This window comes from Pseudomonas sp. 7SR1, assembly GCF_900156465.1.
Taxonomy (GTDB): Bacteria; Pseudomonadota; Gammaproteobacteria; order Pseudomonadales; family Pseudomonadaceae; genus Aquipseudomonas.
In genome coordinates this window covers 2,831,448-2,848,500 of record NZ_LT707064.1, presented here as the reverse complement: position 1 = coordinate 2,848,500, position 17,053 = coordinate 2,831,448, and the positions used below count along the sequence as shown (strand labels likewise).

At 63.2% G+C, this 17,053-nt stretch carries 14 protein-coding genes; 11 read left to right on the top strand and 3 right to left on the bottom strand.

All coding sequences use genetic code 11. The annotated features are described in order from the left end of the window. From BW992_RS12925 to BW992_RS12915, 3 genes are all read left to right on the top strand, one after another. Positions 1 to 2,838 carry an RHS repeat-associated core domain-containing protein gene (locus tag BW992_RS12925; RefSeq protein WP_148049161.1) on the top strand — a complete coding sequence of 946 codons (2,838 nt, stop codon included), beginning with the start codon at positions 1 to 3 and terminating at the stop codon, positions 2,836 to 2,838. A gap of 88 nt (positions 2,839 to 2,926) precedes the next feature. Further along, complete coding sequence (locus tag BW992_RS12920; protein WP_072395243.1) at positions 2,927 to 4,693, top strand: sensor histidine kinase; 1,767 nt, start codon at positions 2,927 to 2,929, stop codon at positions 4,691 to 4,693. A 7-nt stretch (positions 4,694 to 4,700) separates the two neighbouring features. Next, positions 4,701 to 6,035 carry a sigma-54-dependent transcriptional regulator gene (locus BW992_RS12915; protein ID WP_076407339.1) on the top strand — a complete coding sequence of 445 codons (1,335 nt, stop codon included), beginning with the start codon at positions 4,701 to 4,703 and terminating at the stop codon, positions 6,033 to 6,035. A 112-nt stretch (positions 6,036 to 6,147) separates the two neighbouring features. On the opposite strand, the gene BW992_RS12910 is transcribed toward BW992_RS12915, so the two are convergent. After that, positions 6,148 to 6,477: a hypothetical protein gene (locus tag BW992_RS12910; RefSeq protein ID WP_143151596.1), complete on the bottom strand. Its 330-nt coding sequence runs from the start codon at positions 6,475 to 6,477 to the stop codon at positions 6,148 to 6,150. A 329-nt stretch (positions 6,478 to 6,806) separates the two neighbouring features. Between BW992_RS12910 and BW992_RS12905 the strand changes: the two genes are divergently transcribed. From BW992_RS12905 to BW992_RS12875, 7 genes are all read left to right on the top strand, one after another. Then, positions 6,807 to 7,559, top strand: a complete 753-nt coding sequence (locus BW992_RS12905; protein WP_076406349.1) for a fimbrial protein TcfA — start codon at positions 6,807 to 6,809, stop codon at positions 7,557 to 7,559. A gap of 90 nt (positions 7,560 to 7,649) precedes the next feature. Beyond that, positions 7,650 to 8,147 (top strand): CS1 type fimbrial major subunit, encoded by a 498-nt coding sequence (locus BW992_RS12900; RefSeq protein ID WP_072395258.1) that lies wholly within the window; start codon positions 7,650 to 7,652, stop codon positions 8,145 to 8,147. Positions 8,148 to 8,219: 72 nt separating this feature from the next. Next, positions 8,220 to 10,907 carry a TcfC E-set like domain-containing protein gene (locus tag BW992_RS12895; RefSeq protein WP_072395260.1) on the top strand — a complete coding sequence of 896 codons (2,688 nt, stop codon included), beginning with the start codon at positions 8,220 to 8,222 and terminating at the stop codon, positions 10,905 to 10,907. Continuing rightward, the gene (locus BW992_RS12890; protein ID WP_072458758.1) at positions 10,904 to 12,049 is read left to right on the top strand and encodes a CfaE/CblD family pilus tip adhesin; all 1,146 of its coding nucleotides are present in this window, start codon (positions 10,904 to 10,906) and stop codon (positions 12,047 to 12,049) included. Before BW992_RS12895 ends, BW992_RS12890 begins: the two co-directional genes overlap by 4 nt. A gap of 299 nt (positions 12,050 to 12,348) precedes the next feature. Beyond that, positions 12,349 to 13,668, top strand: a complete 1,320-nt coding sequence (locus BW992_RS12885) for an MFS transporter (protein WP_072395264.1) — start codon at positions 12,349 to 12,351, stop codon at positions 13,666 to 13,668. 297 nt (positions 13,669 to 13,965) lie between these two features. Then, on the top strand, positions 13,966 to 14,325 hold the full coding sequence (locus BW992_RS12880; protein ID WP_076406347.1) for a hypothetical protein: 360 nt from the start codon (positions 13,966 to 13,968) through the stop codon (positions 14,323 to 14,325). A gap of 169 nt (positions 14,326 to 14,494) precedes the next feature. Continuing rightward, the gene (locus BW992_RS12875; RefSeq protein WP_072395267.1) at positions 14,495 to 15,115 is read left to right on the top strand and encodes a flavin reductase family protein; all 621 of its coding nucleotides are present in this window, start codon (positions 14,495 to 14,497) and stop codon (positions 15,113 to 15,115) included. A 51-nt stretch (positions 15,116 to 15,166) separates the two neighbouring features. Here BW992_RS12875 and BW992_RS12870 read toward each other — a convergent pair whose 3' ends face one another. Continuing rightward, entirely contained in the window at positions 15,167 to 15,400 is a 234-nt protein-coding gene (locus BW992_RS12870; protein WP_072395269.1) for a hypothetical protein, read from the bottom strand. A gap of 41 nt (positions 15,401 to 15,441) precedes the next feature. Then, a complete protein-coding gene (locus tag BW992_RS12865; RefSeq protein ID WP_072395271.1) occupies positions 15,442 to 15,795 on the bottom strand; it encodes a putative quinol monooxygenase in 354 nt (117 codons plus the stop codon). A 327-nt stretch (positions 15,796 to 16,122) separates the two neighbouring features. Between BW992_RS12865 and BW992_RS12860 the strand changes: the two genes are divergently transcribed. Then, complete coding sequence (locus BW992_RS12860) at positions 16,123 to 17,052, top strand: AraC family transcriptional regulator (RefSeq protein ID WP_072395273.1); 930 nt, start codon at positions 16,123 to 16,125, stop codon at positions 17,050 to 17,052. Position 17,053: the final 1 nt, after the last annotated feature.

The window sequence follows — 17,053 nt, the reverse complement described above, 5'->3', positions numbered from 1 at the left end:
GTGAACAGCCAGCCCCACGCAAACACGCCAGTGCTGGCGGTGTTCGACGGACGCGCCGGCCCGGTGCGGCGCGTGGACTACCTGCGCGACTCCAGCGGCGATCAGACACAGCGGCTGATCACTGCCCAGGCGCATGACGTGGCCGGCCGCATCATTTTCCAGTGGGACCCTCGCCTGCACGGTACGGAAACGGCCAACCTGCATAGCGTCTATAGCCTGTCGGGAACCCCGTTGCTCACCCACAGTGTCGACGGCGGAATGCGTCGGGAGCTCTTCGGCGTGGCAGGACAGAAACTGCGGGGCTGGGACGGGCGCGGCAGCGAGCAACACATCGATTACGACTCGCGACTACGCCCCGTGGCGATCCGGGAACGAGGCCGGGACCAGGCCTGGGTCGCCGTCGAATACCTGCACTATGGCGACAGCTCGAGCGACAGTGCCCGGCGCAATCGATGCGGTCGGCTGGTGGAGCATTACGACACTGCCGGGCGTCTATCGATGATCGATTATTCAATGGCCGGTGCCTCGCTCCATCAGTCCCGGCGCTTTCTCGTCACGCTGGACTCGCCAGACTGGCCCCGGAACGAAACCGAGCGCGATGCGCTGCTCGAACCCACTGCCTACGACACACACTGGTTCTACAGCGCCCTGACTGAAATCCTGGGCCACAGGGATGCCAAGGGCCATGCCCAACGCCGGGACTTCGACATCGCCGGACAGCTCGCGGCCACTCACTTGCAATGGGCCGACAGCCCCATCGCGCAGGTGATTGTCCAACGCATGCAATACAACGCCGACGGTAGACTGAACGCATATGTCGCCGGTAACGGGGTCATGACCACCTACAACCATGACCCTGCCAATGGACGCCTGCTTGAACAAAAGGCTGTCAAAGACAGCGACGTCCTTCAACACTTCAGCTACCGGTACGACCCCGTGGGGAATATGACGTCCCTGACCGACCACACCCATGTCACCCGTTATCACGCCAACCAGCGCATCGAGGGCGTCCGCCGGTTCACCTACGACAGCCTGTATCGCCTGGAAAGCGCCACGGGCCTGGAGGCTGGCGGCGCCGGCACTCAACCGCAACTGCCGGCGCTGATCCCGCCGATGGACCTGTCACTGCGCACGCCCTACACCCAGCATTATCGCTACGACCCAGGCGGCAATCTGCAGACACTGATCCACAACAGCGCGGCCCCGGGCCAGGCGCATACGCTGCACCTGACCATGGACCCGTCGAGCAATCGTTGCGTGCAGTGGCGCAAGGGCGATGTTCCCGGCGATGACCTGAGCTTCGATGCCGACGGCAACCCGTTGACACTGCCCGGAACCGGCAGGCAACTGACCTGGAACCTGCGCAACCAGTTGCACGGCGTGACACAGGTGCATCGCCTGGCCAGCGACGACGATGAGGAGCGCTACGTCTACGACGCCCAGGGCTTGCGTGTGCGCAAGCGGCAAAGCAGCCAGGCGGCCGCTACGCGCCATGTGCGCGAGGTGCGCTACTTGCCCGGCCTCGAGATCCGCACCCTGGACGACAGCCAGGCGCTGCATGTCTGCACCTTGCAAGGCCTGGGCTTCAACGTGCGGGGACTCTACTGGGAAAAAGGCCGGCCGGAAGAAATCGACCAGGGCCAGCTGCGCTACAGCCTGGAAGACCACCTGGGCTCACTGGTCAAGGAACTGGACCAGGACGCCCGGCTCATCAGCCATGAAGGGTATTACCCTTTCGGCGGCACCGCATGGTGGGCAGCGGACTGCGAGGTACAGGCCAGCCAGAAAACCATCCGCTACAGCGGCAAGGAAAGGGACGCCAGCGGGCTTTACTGCTATGGATTGCGTTACTACGCGCCGTGGACGATGCGCTGGGTCAACCCGGACCCGGCGGGGCCGGTGGATGGGTTGAACCTGTATGCGATGGTGGGGAACAACCCTATGCGCTATTCGGACAACCTGGGCCTGAACAAGGACAGCAAGACGCTCCAGGGGGGCAACGAGCTGCTCACGCTCATGAGCGAGCGTACCCAGCTCATTCTGCAAGGCGGGGCCAACCCGCTGCCCGCTATTACCGGCTCACCGGCCAAAGTGAAAAAAATGCGCGAGATCCATTTCAGCGACAACCCGGAAGCCGAGCTGTTTCTCAAGAAGAACAGGGACGACAACCTGGTCGCCCATGCGGGCTTTGAAATACCCGGCGCGACACCTGACGAAACGATTCGACTGACGGATTTCTTCAATATCCCGTTGCCTCCCCAGTTAACGGTGGAACGCCACGGCGTCGTGGAATATCGTCCCGCCGAACAAGGCCTGGAGAGAGACGATCCGGTCTCGGGGGGCATCTTCAAGTTCGGCGATATCGACCGTTACGAGACATTCCTGGAGAAGAAGCTCATCGAGACGTACCAGGACACCCAACGTCCCATCAAGGTCTACAAAGGCACGAACCCCGACCCGATCAACCTGGCGGGCCTGGAGTACGAAACCCCCACGTTTCAACCCCTGCTCCAGAGGCGGATGAAGGCCCATATCGTCGCGGGGGGAAGTTACCTGCCCAAATCCGCCGGGCTTCCAGGCATGCATGCCGAGAGCGTCGGCGGACACGTTGCGCTGGCTTTTCAGAAGGCCATGACGGGTGAAGCCGATCCGTCGCAGATTCTGGTCGTGACGCAGAAACTCAAGGGTGCCAAGACCGCCTCGGCCTTCCCCGCCTGTTTCAACTGCGCCAACATCCTGATGGAGTCCCAGGATGGCTCTGCCCCGTTCAATGTCCTGACCGACAGGGTGAACATGACTCATCAACAATGGAACCGCGCACTGCAGCCGTACATTTGAGCGCCTGGCCGGCACGCGCGTGATCTTGGCCCTGGCTACGGTCAGCATGCTATGGTGCGCGCCCGACTTTCTACCGGTTCGCGCCAGCATGCTGCCGACTTCCCGTACCTTGCGTCTGTCGTTGTATACCCTGCTGATCCTGGCGGGCGCCGTCGGCGCCGCGGCCCTGGCCGTGCGCCACGCCGAACGCGCGGCCTTGGAGGAAGACGCCAGCCGTGCGAACCAGCAACTGGCGTTGTACGCCAATTCCCTGCACACCCTGATCGACCGTTACCGTGCCCTGCCCGCCGTGCTGGCCCTGGACCCGGAGTTGCGCGCGGCCCTCCACGGTCCCGTCAGCGCAGCGCAGCAGGATGCGCTGAATCGCAAACTGGAAAAGATCAACGGTGCCGCGCAATCGTCCACCCTGGAATTGCTCGACCGTACCGGTCTGGCGGTGGCGGCCAGCAACTGGCGGTTGCCCAGCAGCTACGTCGGGCACAACTATGGGTTCCGGCCTTATTTTCTCCAGACCCGTACCCAGGGCACCGGGCGGTTTTATGCGGTGGGCGTGACCAGCGGCATCCCGGGATACTTCCTGTCCAGCGCGGTGACCGGCGACGACGGCGGCTTCCTCGGGGCGATGGTGGTGAAGCTGGAATTTCCCGAGCTCGAACGAGAATGGCGCCAGGGCAGCGACACCCTGCTGGTCAGCGATGCCCGAGGCATCATCTTCATTGCCAACCGACCGGGTTGGCGCTATCGCCACCTGCGCCCCCTGACCGACAGCGACCGCGCCGAGCTCAAGGCCACCCGCCAATACGACAAGCAGCCGCTGCAAGCGCTGTCCTTCGAGCCGTTGCGGCGCTTTGACGACAACAGCCATCTGAGCCGGGTCGAGGCTCCTGAGGGCGCTGCGGATTATTTGTGGGAGTCCCTGCCGCTGCCTGCCGAAGGCTGGACGCTGCACCTGCTGCGCCCTCCTCAGATCGCCTTCGAGGACCTGCGCAACGCCGGGCTCGCCGCTGCCGGCTCATGGCTGGCGCTGGTGTTCCTGTTGCTGTTTCTCAACCAGCGCTGGCGCCTGGCGAAACTGCGTCAGCGCAGCCGCGCCGAACTCGAACGCCTGGTGCAAGAGCGCACCCGGGAGCTGCGCACGGCCCAGGAAGGGCTGGTGCAATCGGCCAAGCTGGCGGCCCTGGGGCAGATGTCGGCGGCCCTGGCCCATGAAATCAACCAGCCGCTGACCGCCCAGCGCACGCAACTGGCGACCCTGCGCCTGCTGTTGGATCATGGCCGGGTCGATGATGCCTACAAGGCCCTCAAGCCGGTGGACGACATGCTCACCCGCATGGCCGCCCTCACCGGCCACCTGAAGACCTTCGCCCGCAAAAGCCCCAGCGGCCTGCGCGAACGCCTGGACCTGGCGGCGGTGGTGGACCAGGCCCTGCAACTGCTGGAGACACGCCTGCGCGATGAGCAGATCGACACCGTGCTGCACCTGGCCCGCCCGGCGTGGGTACGTGGCGACGCGATCCGCCTCGAACAGGTGTTGATCAATCTGTTGCGCAATGCCCTCGACGCCATGGCCGGACAACCGCTCAAACGCCTGGAAATACGCCTGGAGGCCGATGATCAGTTGTGGCGCCTGACGGTCAGCGACAGTGGTAGCGGCATCGCCGAGGAACACCTGGCGCAGGTCTTCGATCCGTTCTTCACCACCAAGGCCGTGGGCGACGGCCTGGGCCTGGGGCTGGCGGTTTCGTTCGCCATCATCCATGAGTCCGGCGGACGACTGACGGCGGACAACCATGAAAACGGCGCGGTATTCTGCGTGACCTTGCCCATTGACCAGGAGGCGCAGTTGCATGCCTAGCGAGTCCCTGTTGCAAAACGTGATGGTGGTGGACGACGAAGCCAGCATTCGCAGCGCCGTCGAGCAATGGCTGAGCCTCTCGGGGTTCCAGGTGCAATTGTTCGGCCGCGCCGAGGATTGCCTGGCGAGCTTGCCTGAGCATTTTGCCGGGGTGATCCTCAGCGATGTACGCATGCCTGGGCTCAGCGGCCTGGAACTGCTGGCCGAAGTACGGCGGCGCGACCCGGATCTGCCGGTGATTCTGCTGACCGGCCACGGCGACGTGCCCATGGCCGTCGAAGCCATGCGTGACGGCGCCTACGACTTCCTGGAAAAACCCTTCAGCCCCGAAGCCCTGCTCGGCAGCCTGCGCCGTGCCCTGGACAAGCGCGCCCTGGTCCTGGAGAACCGGCGGCTGCACGAACAGGCCGACGCCAGGGCCCGACTCGATGGGACATTGCTGGGTGTTTCCCGGGCGCTGCAGAACCTGCGGCGCCAGGTACTGGACCTGGCGACGTTGCCGGTCAACGTGCTGATCCGCGGCGAAACCGGCAGCGGCAAGGAATTGGTCGCCCGTTGCCTGCATGACTTCGGCCCGCGGGCGAGCAAGCCCTTCGTGGCCTTGAACTGCGCAGCCATTCCCGAGCCGCTGTTCGAGGCGGAACTGTTCGGCCATGAAAGCGGCGCGTTCACCGGCGCCCAGGGCAAGCGCATCGGCAAGCTCGAATACGCCGACGGAGGCACGCTGTTTCTCGATGAGATCGAAAGCATGCCCCTGGCCCAGCAGGTCAAGCTGCTGAGGGTATTGCAGGAACAGAAGCTCGAACGCCTGGGCTCGAACCAGAGCATTGCCGTGGACCTGCGCATCGTCGCCGCCACCAAGCCGGACCTGCTGGAAGAAGCCCGGGCCGGACGCTTTCGCGAAGACCTGGCTTATCGCCTGAACATCGCCGAGCTGCGCCTGCCGCCGTTGCGTGAGCGGCGCGAAGACATTCCCCTGCTGTTCGAACACTTCACCCACAGCGCCGCCGAACGCCTCGACCGCCGCGCCGCGCCCCTGAGCGGCCCGCAACTGAGCCATCTGCTGAGCCACGACTGGCCGGGCAACGTGCGCGAACTGGCGAATGTCGCCGAACGCCAGTTACTGGGGCTGGACCAGCCGCACCTGCTGGAAAGCGAGCCCGGCCAATCCCTGGCGGCCCGGCAGGAAGCGTTCGAAGCCCAATGCCTGCGCGCCGCCCTGGCCCGACACAAGGGTGACGTGAAAGCGGTGCTCGAAGAACTGCAGCTGCCACGCCGCACCTTCAACGAAAAGATGCAGCGCCATGGGCTGAGTCGAGAAATGTTCCTGCAGGACAGCTGATGCCGCAAGGCTTGGATCGGCCATCGCTCGCACCGCTGCGGTGTCGGACATCCATACCGCAGACACCCGCCATTCCATATGGACGCGAGCCTGCTCGCGGTGGACGCAGCGCCTAGCTTGAGACCAGGCTGGCGAGGATCCTTTTCTTGCCGGCCACATCCAGGGCGCGGTAACTCTCCAATAGAATTTCCTCATCAGGCGCCAATGATGGCTTCACGGCTTGCCCGCGTTCGCCGATCAGGACGTACTGCGCATCCAAGCCGATCACCGCCAGTTTCGCCACCAGGTCGGCCGGGCATTTCTGCCGCCCGGACACCACTTCCTTCAAGCGTTGCGGGCTGGACTCCCCGGCGGCCCGGGAGGCGGCCGCCAACGAAAAACCGCAACGGTCAATCTCTTCGCGCAAGCGAACGTGGATATATCCCACCAAATCTATTGACATGGTGTAACTATCCCACCAAAATAATTCGGACAAACAACACTCATCTTTGCCTCACAGGAATCCACCATGCCCGTGCCAATGCCGCGCGTCCGAGAAGTCACCTCATTGACGGCAGCCAGCGTGTTCAGGTGCGTTGGGTCTGAATCTACTTTGGAAATTTCCTACATGAAATAGGGATGCATCTGTAGCACAAAAGGAAGTAACACAAATATAGCTCGCCCCCGAGACGAGAGATTTCTCTTCACCGCTACGGACCCGGGGTCAAGGGCAGGATCCTCCACCAAGCGTATTGAAAACCTTGATGTTTTCTCACCCACTTGAGGTCAGACATGCATTTGTATCAAACATTTACCGTTCGATGGGCTGTCTCGAGCAAGCTGGCACTCCTGACGCTGGTACTCGGTTTGTCGATGCCGGCGGCCGCCAACATGGTGGTCTACCCGATGAACAGCACCATCGGCGCCGAGCAGGACGGTATCGGCCAGATCCAACTGCACTCCAAATCGGACAAGGTGCAATACATCAAGGTCAGCGTGACCCGGATCCAGCGCCCCGGCACACCGGACGAACATGAAAGCCCGCTGTCTCCCGCCGATACCCAGGGTATCGTCGTGTCGCCACAACGCACGGTGCTCGCCCCGGGCGCCAGTCGTACGGTACGTATTATCGCGCAAGCGATCCCCAGCGAGGAAACCGTCTACCGCGTTTATTTCGAGCCGGTGGCCGCGCCGGACCTGGCGGATGAAGTCACCTCCGAGCAAGGCGTCCAGCCCAGGATCGGGGTCAACCTGATCTGGGGCGCCCTGGTACGCCTGCTGCCCGACGAACGCCGCACCAGCATCAGCCTGCAGCAGAACGGCGGCGCCCTGCGCAACGACGGCACCCTGCGCGTCGGCGTATTGCAAGTCGGCCGCTGCGCCGACACCAAGGGCGAGAGAGACTGCATCTGGAACGACGTCAATCGCAGCCTGTACCCGGGAAGCACACTCCCCGTCTCGCCGCCCGGCGTGAACGGCAACGTGCTGATGCGCTTCGTGACCAGCGACGACAAGCAGCCCCGCATCCTGGCCGTGCTGCCTTAAAGCCCCACCCCTCTACCCCCTTTTTCACCTGAGCTACGTGCCTTGCACGTGGTCTGGCCCTGTTCATCCATAGCAAAGAGGCAACACCCCATGAAACTGTTCCAAATCGCTCCGTTGGCACTGGCTGCCCTGGTTTCACTGCCCGCCCTGGCGGTGGAAAAAAGCATCCTGGTCTACGCCGATGTCGATCCGACGATCGAACTGCTCCAGTCCGATGGCAGCCCGCTGCCGGCTTCCATGGAGATGGCCTACCTGCCAGGCGCGGGTCTGCAGCCTACCCGCCTGGGAACGCGGATCTTCAGCAATGACACCGACAAAGACATGACCCTGCGGCTGATCACCAACCCGGTGCTGGCGAACATGACCAATCCCGCCGCCACGGGCGTTCCCCTGTCCGTCAGCTTCGGTGGACGCGCACTGAACACCACCGGTGTCTCCCTGTCGGCTGCCGACCTGTTCCCCGGCGGCGACCCGACCAGCGGCTCGATCGAGCAGATGCTGGACATCCGCCAGACCACCGTCGGCGCCATCGCCAACGCCGGCCGCTATGAAGGCATCGTCAGCCTGGTCCTGACCCAGCAGCCGTAACGACCGTCGGTCCTCCCCAGAGGGGGGGTACGGCACCGTCGTACCTCCCCTTTTTCTTCGCCAAGGCCCCGTATGAAACTCCATTTCACCGCACTCTCCATTTCCCTTTCATGGGCGCTGGCCGATGCCGTAGCGGCCACGTCCGACGACCTGACTCGGGTACCGGCTGGCTTCGAAGCCCTGGTCGAGGGTCAGGTGGAACAACTCGAGCTGCAACTGTTCAATCGCAACCTCGGCCTGCATCCAGTGCTGGTCCGGCCCGGCCGGATCGAATTCCAGCAACCGGAACGCATCGCGGCCCTGCTGGTGGAGGCCGGCGCGCTGGCCACGCCCCAGGAACTGTTGCCACTGCTGTCACAGCCCTTGCCCAGCAACAGCCAACTGGCCTGCTCCTACGGTCTGGCCAGCGAGGCGAGTTGCGGCTATCTGGAAACCGAGGCAGTGGCCGTGATCCTCGACGAGGCCGGCGCCCGGCTCCAGGTGCTCCTGCGCAAGGACTGGCTGCCCACCAACGAGGCCTCGACCCTGCGGTTGCATACACCGAGCGAGGCGCAGAACGCCCTCGTCCACCGGCAGAACATCAATATCGCCCAGTCCGACAGTTACCGTGCCCTTGGCGCCAGCGGCCTCGGTGCACTGGGCCTGGGTGAAAACAGCCACCTGGGATTCACCTGGATCTACCAGGCCAACCAGAACAAGCGTGGCAGCGACAGCAACCTGGAATTCAACAACGCCTATTACCGGCGCGATTTCGACCGCGAACACTATGCACAGGCAGGTCGCATGGACATGAGCAACCTGTCCAGCGCCGAAGGCGGCAACTTCAATTTCAGCCTGCTGCCCCTGGGCCGGATCGACGGTGCCCGGGTCGGCACCACCCTGGCCTACCTCAATCGCGATGTCGTCGGGCAGGGCACGCCTATCTCCCTGATCCTGACCCAGCGCGCCCGCGTCGACGCCTTTCGCGGCGAGGAATTGCTTTCGACGTCTTACCTGGATGCCGGCGTGCAGAACGTCGACACCCGCACCTTCCCCAACGGCAGTTATCCGGTGACCCTGCGGGTGATCGAAAACGGCCAGGTGACCCGTACCGAAACCGTGCCCTTCAGCCGCACCGACGGCAACGGCCTGGGGGATGACACCGTGCAATGGTTCTTGCAGGGCGGGCGCACGGCCGAGCACTCCCTGTACGAACAGGACCCCGCCGCCGTGGTCCAGACCGGCCTGCGGGTGCCGTTGCTGGACAACCTGGCGCTCACCAGCGGCATCACCTGGCTGGACACGGCCTTCTACAACGAAAGCCGCCTGGACTGGGCCGGTACGCTGGGCGCCAGCAGTTGGTCATTGTCGGCCGCTATCCTGGAGGGCAATGACGGGGCGAGCGGCAACAGCCAGCAATTGACGTTCAACCATGGCCTGTCCTGGAATCTCTATCGCTACTCGCTGCGCAGCCCGTCCTGCGAGCACAACCGGCGTACCTACCAGCAGAGTGGCTGCAACGAATCGCTGACGGCCAGCGCCTCGCTGCCCCTGGCCGGCGGCGCCCTCAGTGCCGGCTACAGCTACAACCGTTATGCCCAGGTGAACCCTTCCTATTACTGGAACACGTTGCCCGGCGAACCGGACCTGACCGACGAACTGACCACCGCGACCTGGGCCCGCACCCTGCAGGTGGGTTTCTCCCGCGGTCATCCCCTGGGGCAGTTCCACCTCACCCACCGGGTGGGCGCGTTTCGCAACCAGAGCGGCAACCGGCCCACCGACCACGGCGTGTACCTGAGCCTCAGCCTGTCCCATAACGAGCGCTCCACCTCCGGCGGCTTCCGGCATAGCAGTGTCGGCATGGACGCGCGCCGCGAACGGGCCGCCAGCGACAGTGTGCGGACCAGCCTGGCCCACACCCGTGTCTGGGACGGCGAACAAGGTCGCAACGAACTGAACACCGGGCTGGGTTACGACGACCTCGGCCGCTGGGACGCCGAACTGGCCGGGCGCCTCGAGCGCAGCTGGGGCGAAACGAGCCTGGCGGTGTCGCAGCGTGGCGGCGACCGGAACGATTCACGCCCCGGCCTCAGCGGCAACCACTCCTCTTCCCTGGCACTGGGGCGCGAGGGTTTCTTCTGGGGCCACGGCCAAGGCGGTACGGGCCCCGGAGCCGCCGTCGGCATCGTCGCGGCGCCGGCGGACAATGCAAACGGTGCCGCGGCCAAGGTCAGTGGCGGCTACGGCTCACAGACCAGCATCGGCTTCGGTGAAAAACGGCTGATTCCGATCAATGGCTTCCAGGTTTCCCAGACTCGCATCAGCGATGCCGATGCCTCGCGCCAGAACCTGAGCACGGTGAACGTCGGCAACGGCAGCCGCGACTGGTTCCTGCCACCCGGCAAGCTGGCGGTGCAGTACATCGAATCCAGCCTCAGCTACACCTACGTCGGACGCCTGGTGGATGCCCAGGGCCAACCGCTGGCACAGGCCGCCATCCTCAACGCGGCGATGATGGAAACCGCCGAGGACGGCAGCTTCGTCGTCGACCTGGCCAAACACCCGCAACCGTTGTTCGCCCTGGACCTGAACGGGGTGCACGCCTGTGCCGTGCAGTCGGCGACCGCGCGCAGCAGCTTGCGGCAGGTCGGCACGCTCACCTGCCATAGCACCACCCTGGACGCATTGCCGAAGGACCTGAACGACCCCGATCGACTGGGACGCTGGACGGCACGCCGCAGCGCCGCGTTATCGCCAGACAAGAGAAACCTGCCATGACTTCGACCTTTCAACGTTGGGCGCGTCGCCTGGGCGCACTGATCGGCGCGTTCGCTGCGCTGCCGGTGCTGGGGGACATCCATCCCGGCAACCACTATCAATCCGAGATGCTGCAGTTCGACCGCTCGACTCCGCCCGCCGATCATTACATCTGGACGCGAATGATCCATGGCTGGCACGAACAGCCTGTGGAACATTCGAGCTACAGAACGATGCACTTTGTCTGCCTGTCCAACACCGATCCCGCGACAGGCCAGTGCCTGACCACCGCCGGAGGAAGGTGGGGTACCACTGATATACTGCTGCGTTTCACGGAAAAACGCAGTCGACTCTCCACGGTTTTGACTGTCAAGGGCAACATCATACGCAGACACCCGCTCAACAGTCCCTGTGGTACGTGGGGAGAAAGCATCTGGATGCTGACATCAACCTCATCCGGGAACTGCGAGGGCGTAGATGTGACGGGCACGGCCTCCACCCTGTGGATTCCTCGCTCGGAACTCGCCAAATTGCCCTCCGGTGGCATCTGGACGGCGCAGTTGGTCATGAAGCTCAGGAGGTTCTACTCGCAGCCTATCGGAAGCGCCCATACCTACACCGTCGACTTCAAACTGGACGTCACCGACCACAATAACGTGCAGATCTACCTGCCCGCCTACGGCATCAGCACCCCGCAGGTGGACCTGAACCTGCGCACCCGGCCATTGAGCAGCGGGCCGGGCGGCGTGGTATCCGGCCAGGCGGTGGTCGATGCGTGCCTCTACGACGGCTATAACGCCAACAGCCACCGTTACGAGGTGCGCATCACCGGCGCCAACCCCGTGCCCGGCATGGAGGGCCGCTTCTTCGTGCACCATGCCTCCGGCGGCACGGGTGAGCGAAACCGGATCGAATACCGGGTTCGCACCCGCACCGCCAACCTGGGGGAGACACAGCACGTGTCGGGACAAACGGTGGCCCATACCGGTATCGACAATGCCGATATCCGCGCCGTGCGCTTGCCCAACGTGCCCTTCCCGGTCGTGTGCACCCCATGGCCCATCACCCTGGATACACCGCCCTTCAACCAGATCGACAAGAACACCGGGCAATACCGGGGCGAGTTGAAACTGGAGTTCACACCGTCGACGACTTCACCCTGAGGCTGGCACTGGACAGAAGCTGCGCCAAGGCGCTTCTGTCAGGTCGTTCTTCTTGCAGTGACTGGCCTGGCCTCATCGCGAGCGAGCTTGCTCGCGATGAGGCCGGCCACAACAACACAGCCCCTCCTAGTAAGCGGATTCCCGCTCACCCTCACGACACCGATAGGCGGTTTTCCGCTCATTATCCAACGCCAGCCCCTCTAGACCGGCCCTTCGTCTCCTGGCACAGCTCCTGCTATAGCCCTGTCAGGCTGCGTTTCCGCGCGCTCCACAAAAACAATTAAACGAAGGATCCTTCAATGGATAACTCCAACGCCCTGCCCCTTGGGTCGGCTGCCGTGCCCGCCCGTGAAAGAACCACCGCCAGCCGGATCAAATCGATCTTCAGCGGCTCGGTCGGCAACATGGTCGAGTGGTATGACTGGTACGTCTATGCCGCTTTCTCGTTGTACTTCGCCAAAGTCTTCTTCCCCAAGGGCGACACCACCGCCCAGTTGCTCAACACCGCCGCCATCTTCGCCGTAGGTTTCCTGATGCGTCCTATCGGTGGATGGCTGATGGGCCTGTACGCTGACCGTGCCGGCCGCAAACGGGCATTAATGGCGTCGGTGTACCTGATGTGCTTCGGCTCGCTGATCATCGCCCTGAGCCCCGGCTACGAAACCATCGGCGTCGGCGCGCCGATCCTGCTGGTGTTCGCCCGCTTGCTCCAGGGCCTGTCGGTGGGAGGCGAATACGGCACCTCGGCCACCTACCTGAGCGAAATGGCGACCAAGGAACGTCGCGGCTTCTTTTCCAGTTTCCAGTACGTGACCCTGATTTCCGGCCAGCTCATCGCCCTCGGCGTGCTGATCGTGCTGCAGCAGTTCCTCACCAGCGAACAGTTGTACGCCTGGGGGTGGCGTATTCCTTTCGCCATCGGCGCGTTGTGCGCGATCGTGGCGCTGTACCTGCGTCGCGGCATGGAAGAAACCGAGTCGTTCACCAAGAAGGAAAAGTCCAAGGAAAGCGCCATGCGCACCTTGCTGCGCCATCCCAAGGAACTGCTCACCGTGGTCGGCCTGACCATGGGCGGCACCCTGGCGTTCTACACCTACACCACCTATATGCAGAAATACCTGGTGAACACCGTCGGCATGAGCATCTCCGACTCCACCACGATTTCCGCTGCCACGCTGTTCCTGTTCATGTGCCTGCAGCCGGTGATCGGCGGCCTGTCGGACAAGATCGGGCGCCGGCCGATCCTGATCGCCTTCGGCATCCTCGGCACACTGTTCACCGTGCCGATCCTGACCACCCTGCACACCATCCAGACCTGGTGGGGCGCGTTCTTCCTGATCATGGCCGCGCTGATCATTGTCAGTGGCTACACCTCGATCAACGCCGTGGTGAAAGCCGAACTGTTCCCCACTGAAATCCGCGCCCTGGGTGTCGGCCTGCCTTACGCCCTGACCGTGTCGATCTTCGGCGGTACCGCCGAATACATTGCCCTGTGGTTCAAGAGCATCGGCATGGAGACCGGCTACTACTGGTACGTCACGGCGTGCATCGCCGTGTCGCTGCTGGTGTACATCACCATGAAGGACACCCGCAAACACTCGCGGATCGTGACCGACTGATCACCGAGGTGCACAAAACGAAGGGGCGAACCTACTGGGTTCGCCCCTTTTTCGTTCGGTATCGAAAGATTTATCCGACATTAATCTCTGGTTAATGCCTGCCTCTCATTCTCATCCTCAACAGAACGCCGTTGACCTTGCCGGTGATGAGTTTTATCGACCGCTGGGCCTCTGCCGCCTACATATCTATTTAACCGATTTTTTTAAGCATTTTTTTGCGCTTTTTAATCGATTTAACAAGCGTAACATAAGTTTCAACCCCAAGGCGTCCAACGCCAACCACTTCGGAGTACTGACATGAAAACCAAACTGATGATCGCCCTGACCCTGTCGATGCTGGCTGCCAACACCTTCGCCGCCGATGGTTATGACAAGACCGGTTCCGCCGCCTTCGGCTCAGAGGCCAGCGCCGCCATCGAACGTAGCCACGTCGGTAGCTATGCCGCCGATGGCTTTGACAAGACCGGCACCGCAGACGCCATCGCCGCCGACGGTTTCGACAAGACCGGCACCGCAGACGCCATTGCCGCCGACGGTTTCGACAAGACCGGCACTGCTGACGCCATTGCCGCCGACGGTTTCGACAAGACCGGCACTGCTGACGCCATTGCCGCCGACGGTTTCGACAAGACCGGCACTGCTGAAGCGATTGGTTGATGAGTGGGTATCAAGAGATCGCCGCCTCTGGCAGCGACGGCAGGACGGTTAAGATCCCGTCGGCGTTGCCAAAGGCTGCGATCTTTCTTGCAACCACCGGAACTGGAAATAAATGCCCTGGCCTTGCACTATTGGCCCCTTTCGAAAGCGCTTCCAGGGATCGCCCGCCATGCCCGATGACATCCATTTCTATGAACCCGCCAACGGCCACGGCCTGCCCCATGACCCGTTCAATGCCATCGTCGGCCCGCGCCCCATCGGTTGGATTTCTTCCCAGGATGCCGAAGGCCGCTTGAACCTGGCGCCCTACAGTTTTTTCAATGCGTTCAACTACATCCCGCCGATCATTGGCTTTTCCAGCGTCGGGCGCAAAGACAGCCTCAACAACATCGAACAGACCGGTGAGTTCGCCTGGAACCTGGCCACGCGGCCGCTGGCCGAGCAGATGAACCAGAGCTGCGCGATGGTTGCACCCGAGGTCGACGAGTTCGAACTGGCGGGTTTGACGACGGCCGCGTCGCGGGTGATACAGGTGCCGCGCGTCGCCGAAAGCCCGGTGTCCTTCGAATGCAAGGTCACGCAGATCATTCAGTTGCAGCGGGCGGACAAAGGCCTGGTGCCGAGTTGGCTGATCCTCGGCGAAGTCGTCGCCGTGCACATCGCCAAGTGGCTGTTGAAGGACGGGATCTACGACACCGCTGCCGCCGAACCGATCCTGCGCGGCGGCGGCCCGGCGGATTACTTCCAGCTGGGCCCCGAGGCGTTGTTCAAGATGCATCGCCCGAAGTAGAGGGTCGCCACAGGTGAAGACCCGTTCCCGAGCCCAACAGGCGACGCGGGTTTACCAGAGCAATCCGCCATCCTCGCTGACGCCCTTGAGGTGAGTCAGTTGCACGGCTGCGGCTTCATCGGCCTTGGCGGCGGTATCGAAGGTCTGCTCTTCGAGCACCTTGTTGAAACGCGGCGCACCGGCCCCACCGATGGCCTTGGTGGCGATGGCGGCATGGTAGCCGCCCCCTTCTTTGGGGATGACGGCGGAGACAGCTTCGAAGGTTTCAAAGGCTTTACGTGCCATGTGTACGCATCCTGGCGGTGGAAATGACCGCCATTAAACCTTCAACCGGCCAGTTTGTGTACCGCCGCCAGGCACCCTTCGGTCGCCTGGGTGGCAGACACTTCCCGGAACGTATGGAAGTCCAGGCTGCTGACCACCAGGTCCTGCACCAGCTCGGCGAAAATGCCCATGGCCGGGGAATTGAAGTAGGCGTCCATCGATTGCTGATCGGTCCAGAGCCCCGACACCAGCCACAAGTCGGCGTCGCATTGCGATTGTTGCAGGGCAAAGTGGATGCAACCGGGGGCCTGGCGCGAGGGCGCGATCAGCGTGCTCAGGCGTGCACCCAGTGCCCGGGAGCAACCGGACCGGGCCCGCACGAAAGCCATGTGACTGACGGGGATCTGCTTAGACATGTTCAACCCTCCCAGGTAATCCGTTGTGCAGCCGGGGACAGGCTGCGACAGGATCAAAGGTTAAGCGCCACGCCACCAGGTTCGTTAGTCGATTTCTGCCGACCCCTTGCACAATCCTGCGTATTGCTGGCGCCAGATACGGCGATGGCACCACAGGGACCCGGGAAATTGAGACAAAAGGTTTCAAGCAAGTTTCAGTGGATATTCCCGGGCGACGACACGGCGAGCCGTGCAGGATCAGGCAAGCTTTCAACAGGATGTGGCTACCGCTGCGCCTTGCACAAACATAAGCTTTGCCCATCGCCCCTGACATTCGAGGATCCCGGCATGTCGCCGCTCGACCACGCCCACGCCCCCCTGGACTCGCATCAGGAACAACAGCGCGCCGAACTGGCGTCGATCATCGATCGCAATACCAGCGAAGACGGCAGCTACGCGACCGCCATCGGCTCGCTGCACCTGGGACGCCACAGTCGGCCCCATGAGTTTGCGACGGCGCTGGCACAACCGGCGCTGTGCATCATGGCCCAAGGCAGGAAACAGGTGTACCTGGCGGATGAACTGTTCAGCTACGATCCGCTCCACTACCTGGTGGTTTCCGTGTCGGTGCCGTTGAGCGGGCGCATTGCCGAAGTGTCCCCCGAACACCCGATCCTGGCCCTGCGCCTGGACATCGATCCAGCGGAAATCACCGCCCTGATCGCCGACGCCGGACCGTTGGGAGTGCCGACCCGGCCTGCCGGACGCGGGCTGTATGTGGAGCGCCTGGACACGCCGATGCTCGACGCCGTGCTGCGGCTGGCGCGGCTGCTGGATACGCCGAAAGACATCGCCATGCTCGCGCCACTGGTGCGCAGGGAAATTCTCTACCGCCTGCTGCGCAGCCCACAGGGCTACCGGCTGTACGAGATCGCCATCGCCAACAGCCAGAGCCATCGCATCAGCCAGGCGATCAAATGGCTCAACGGTCATTTCGAACAACCGCTGCGCATCGATGACCTGGCCCGGGAAGTGAACCTCAGCGTCTCGACCCTGCACCATCGCTTCAAGGCCATGACGGCCATGAGCCCGTTGCAGTATCAGAAACAACTGCGCTTGCAGGAAGCCCGCCGGCTGATGCTGGCCGAGGGGCTGGAAGCCTCGGCGGCCGGTTATCGGGTGGGCTACGAAAGCCCTTCGCAGTTCAGCCGCGAATACAGCCGGTTGTTCGGAGCCCCGCCGTTGCGGGACCTGGCGCGGTTGCGCCTGACGGTCTGAC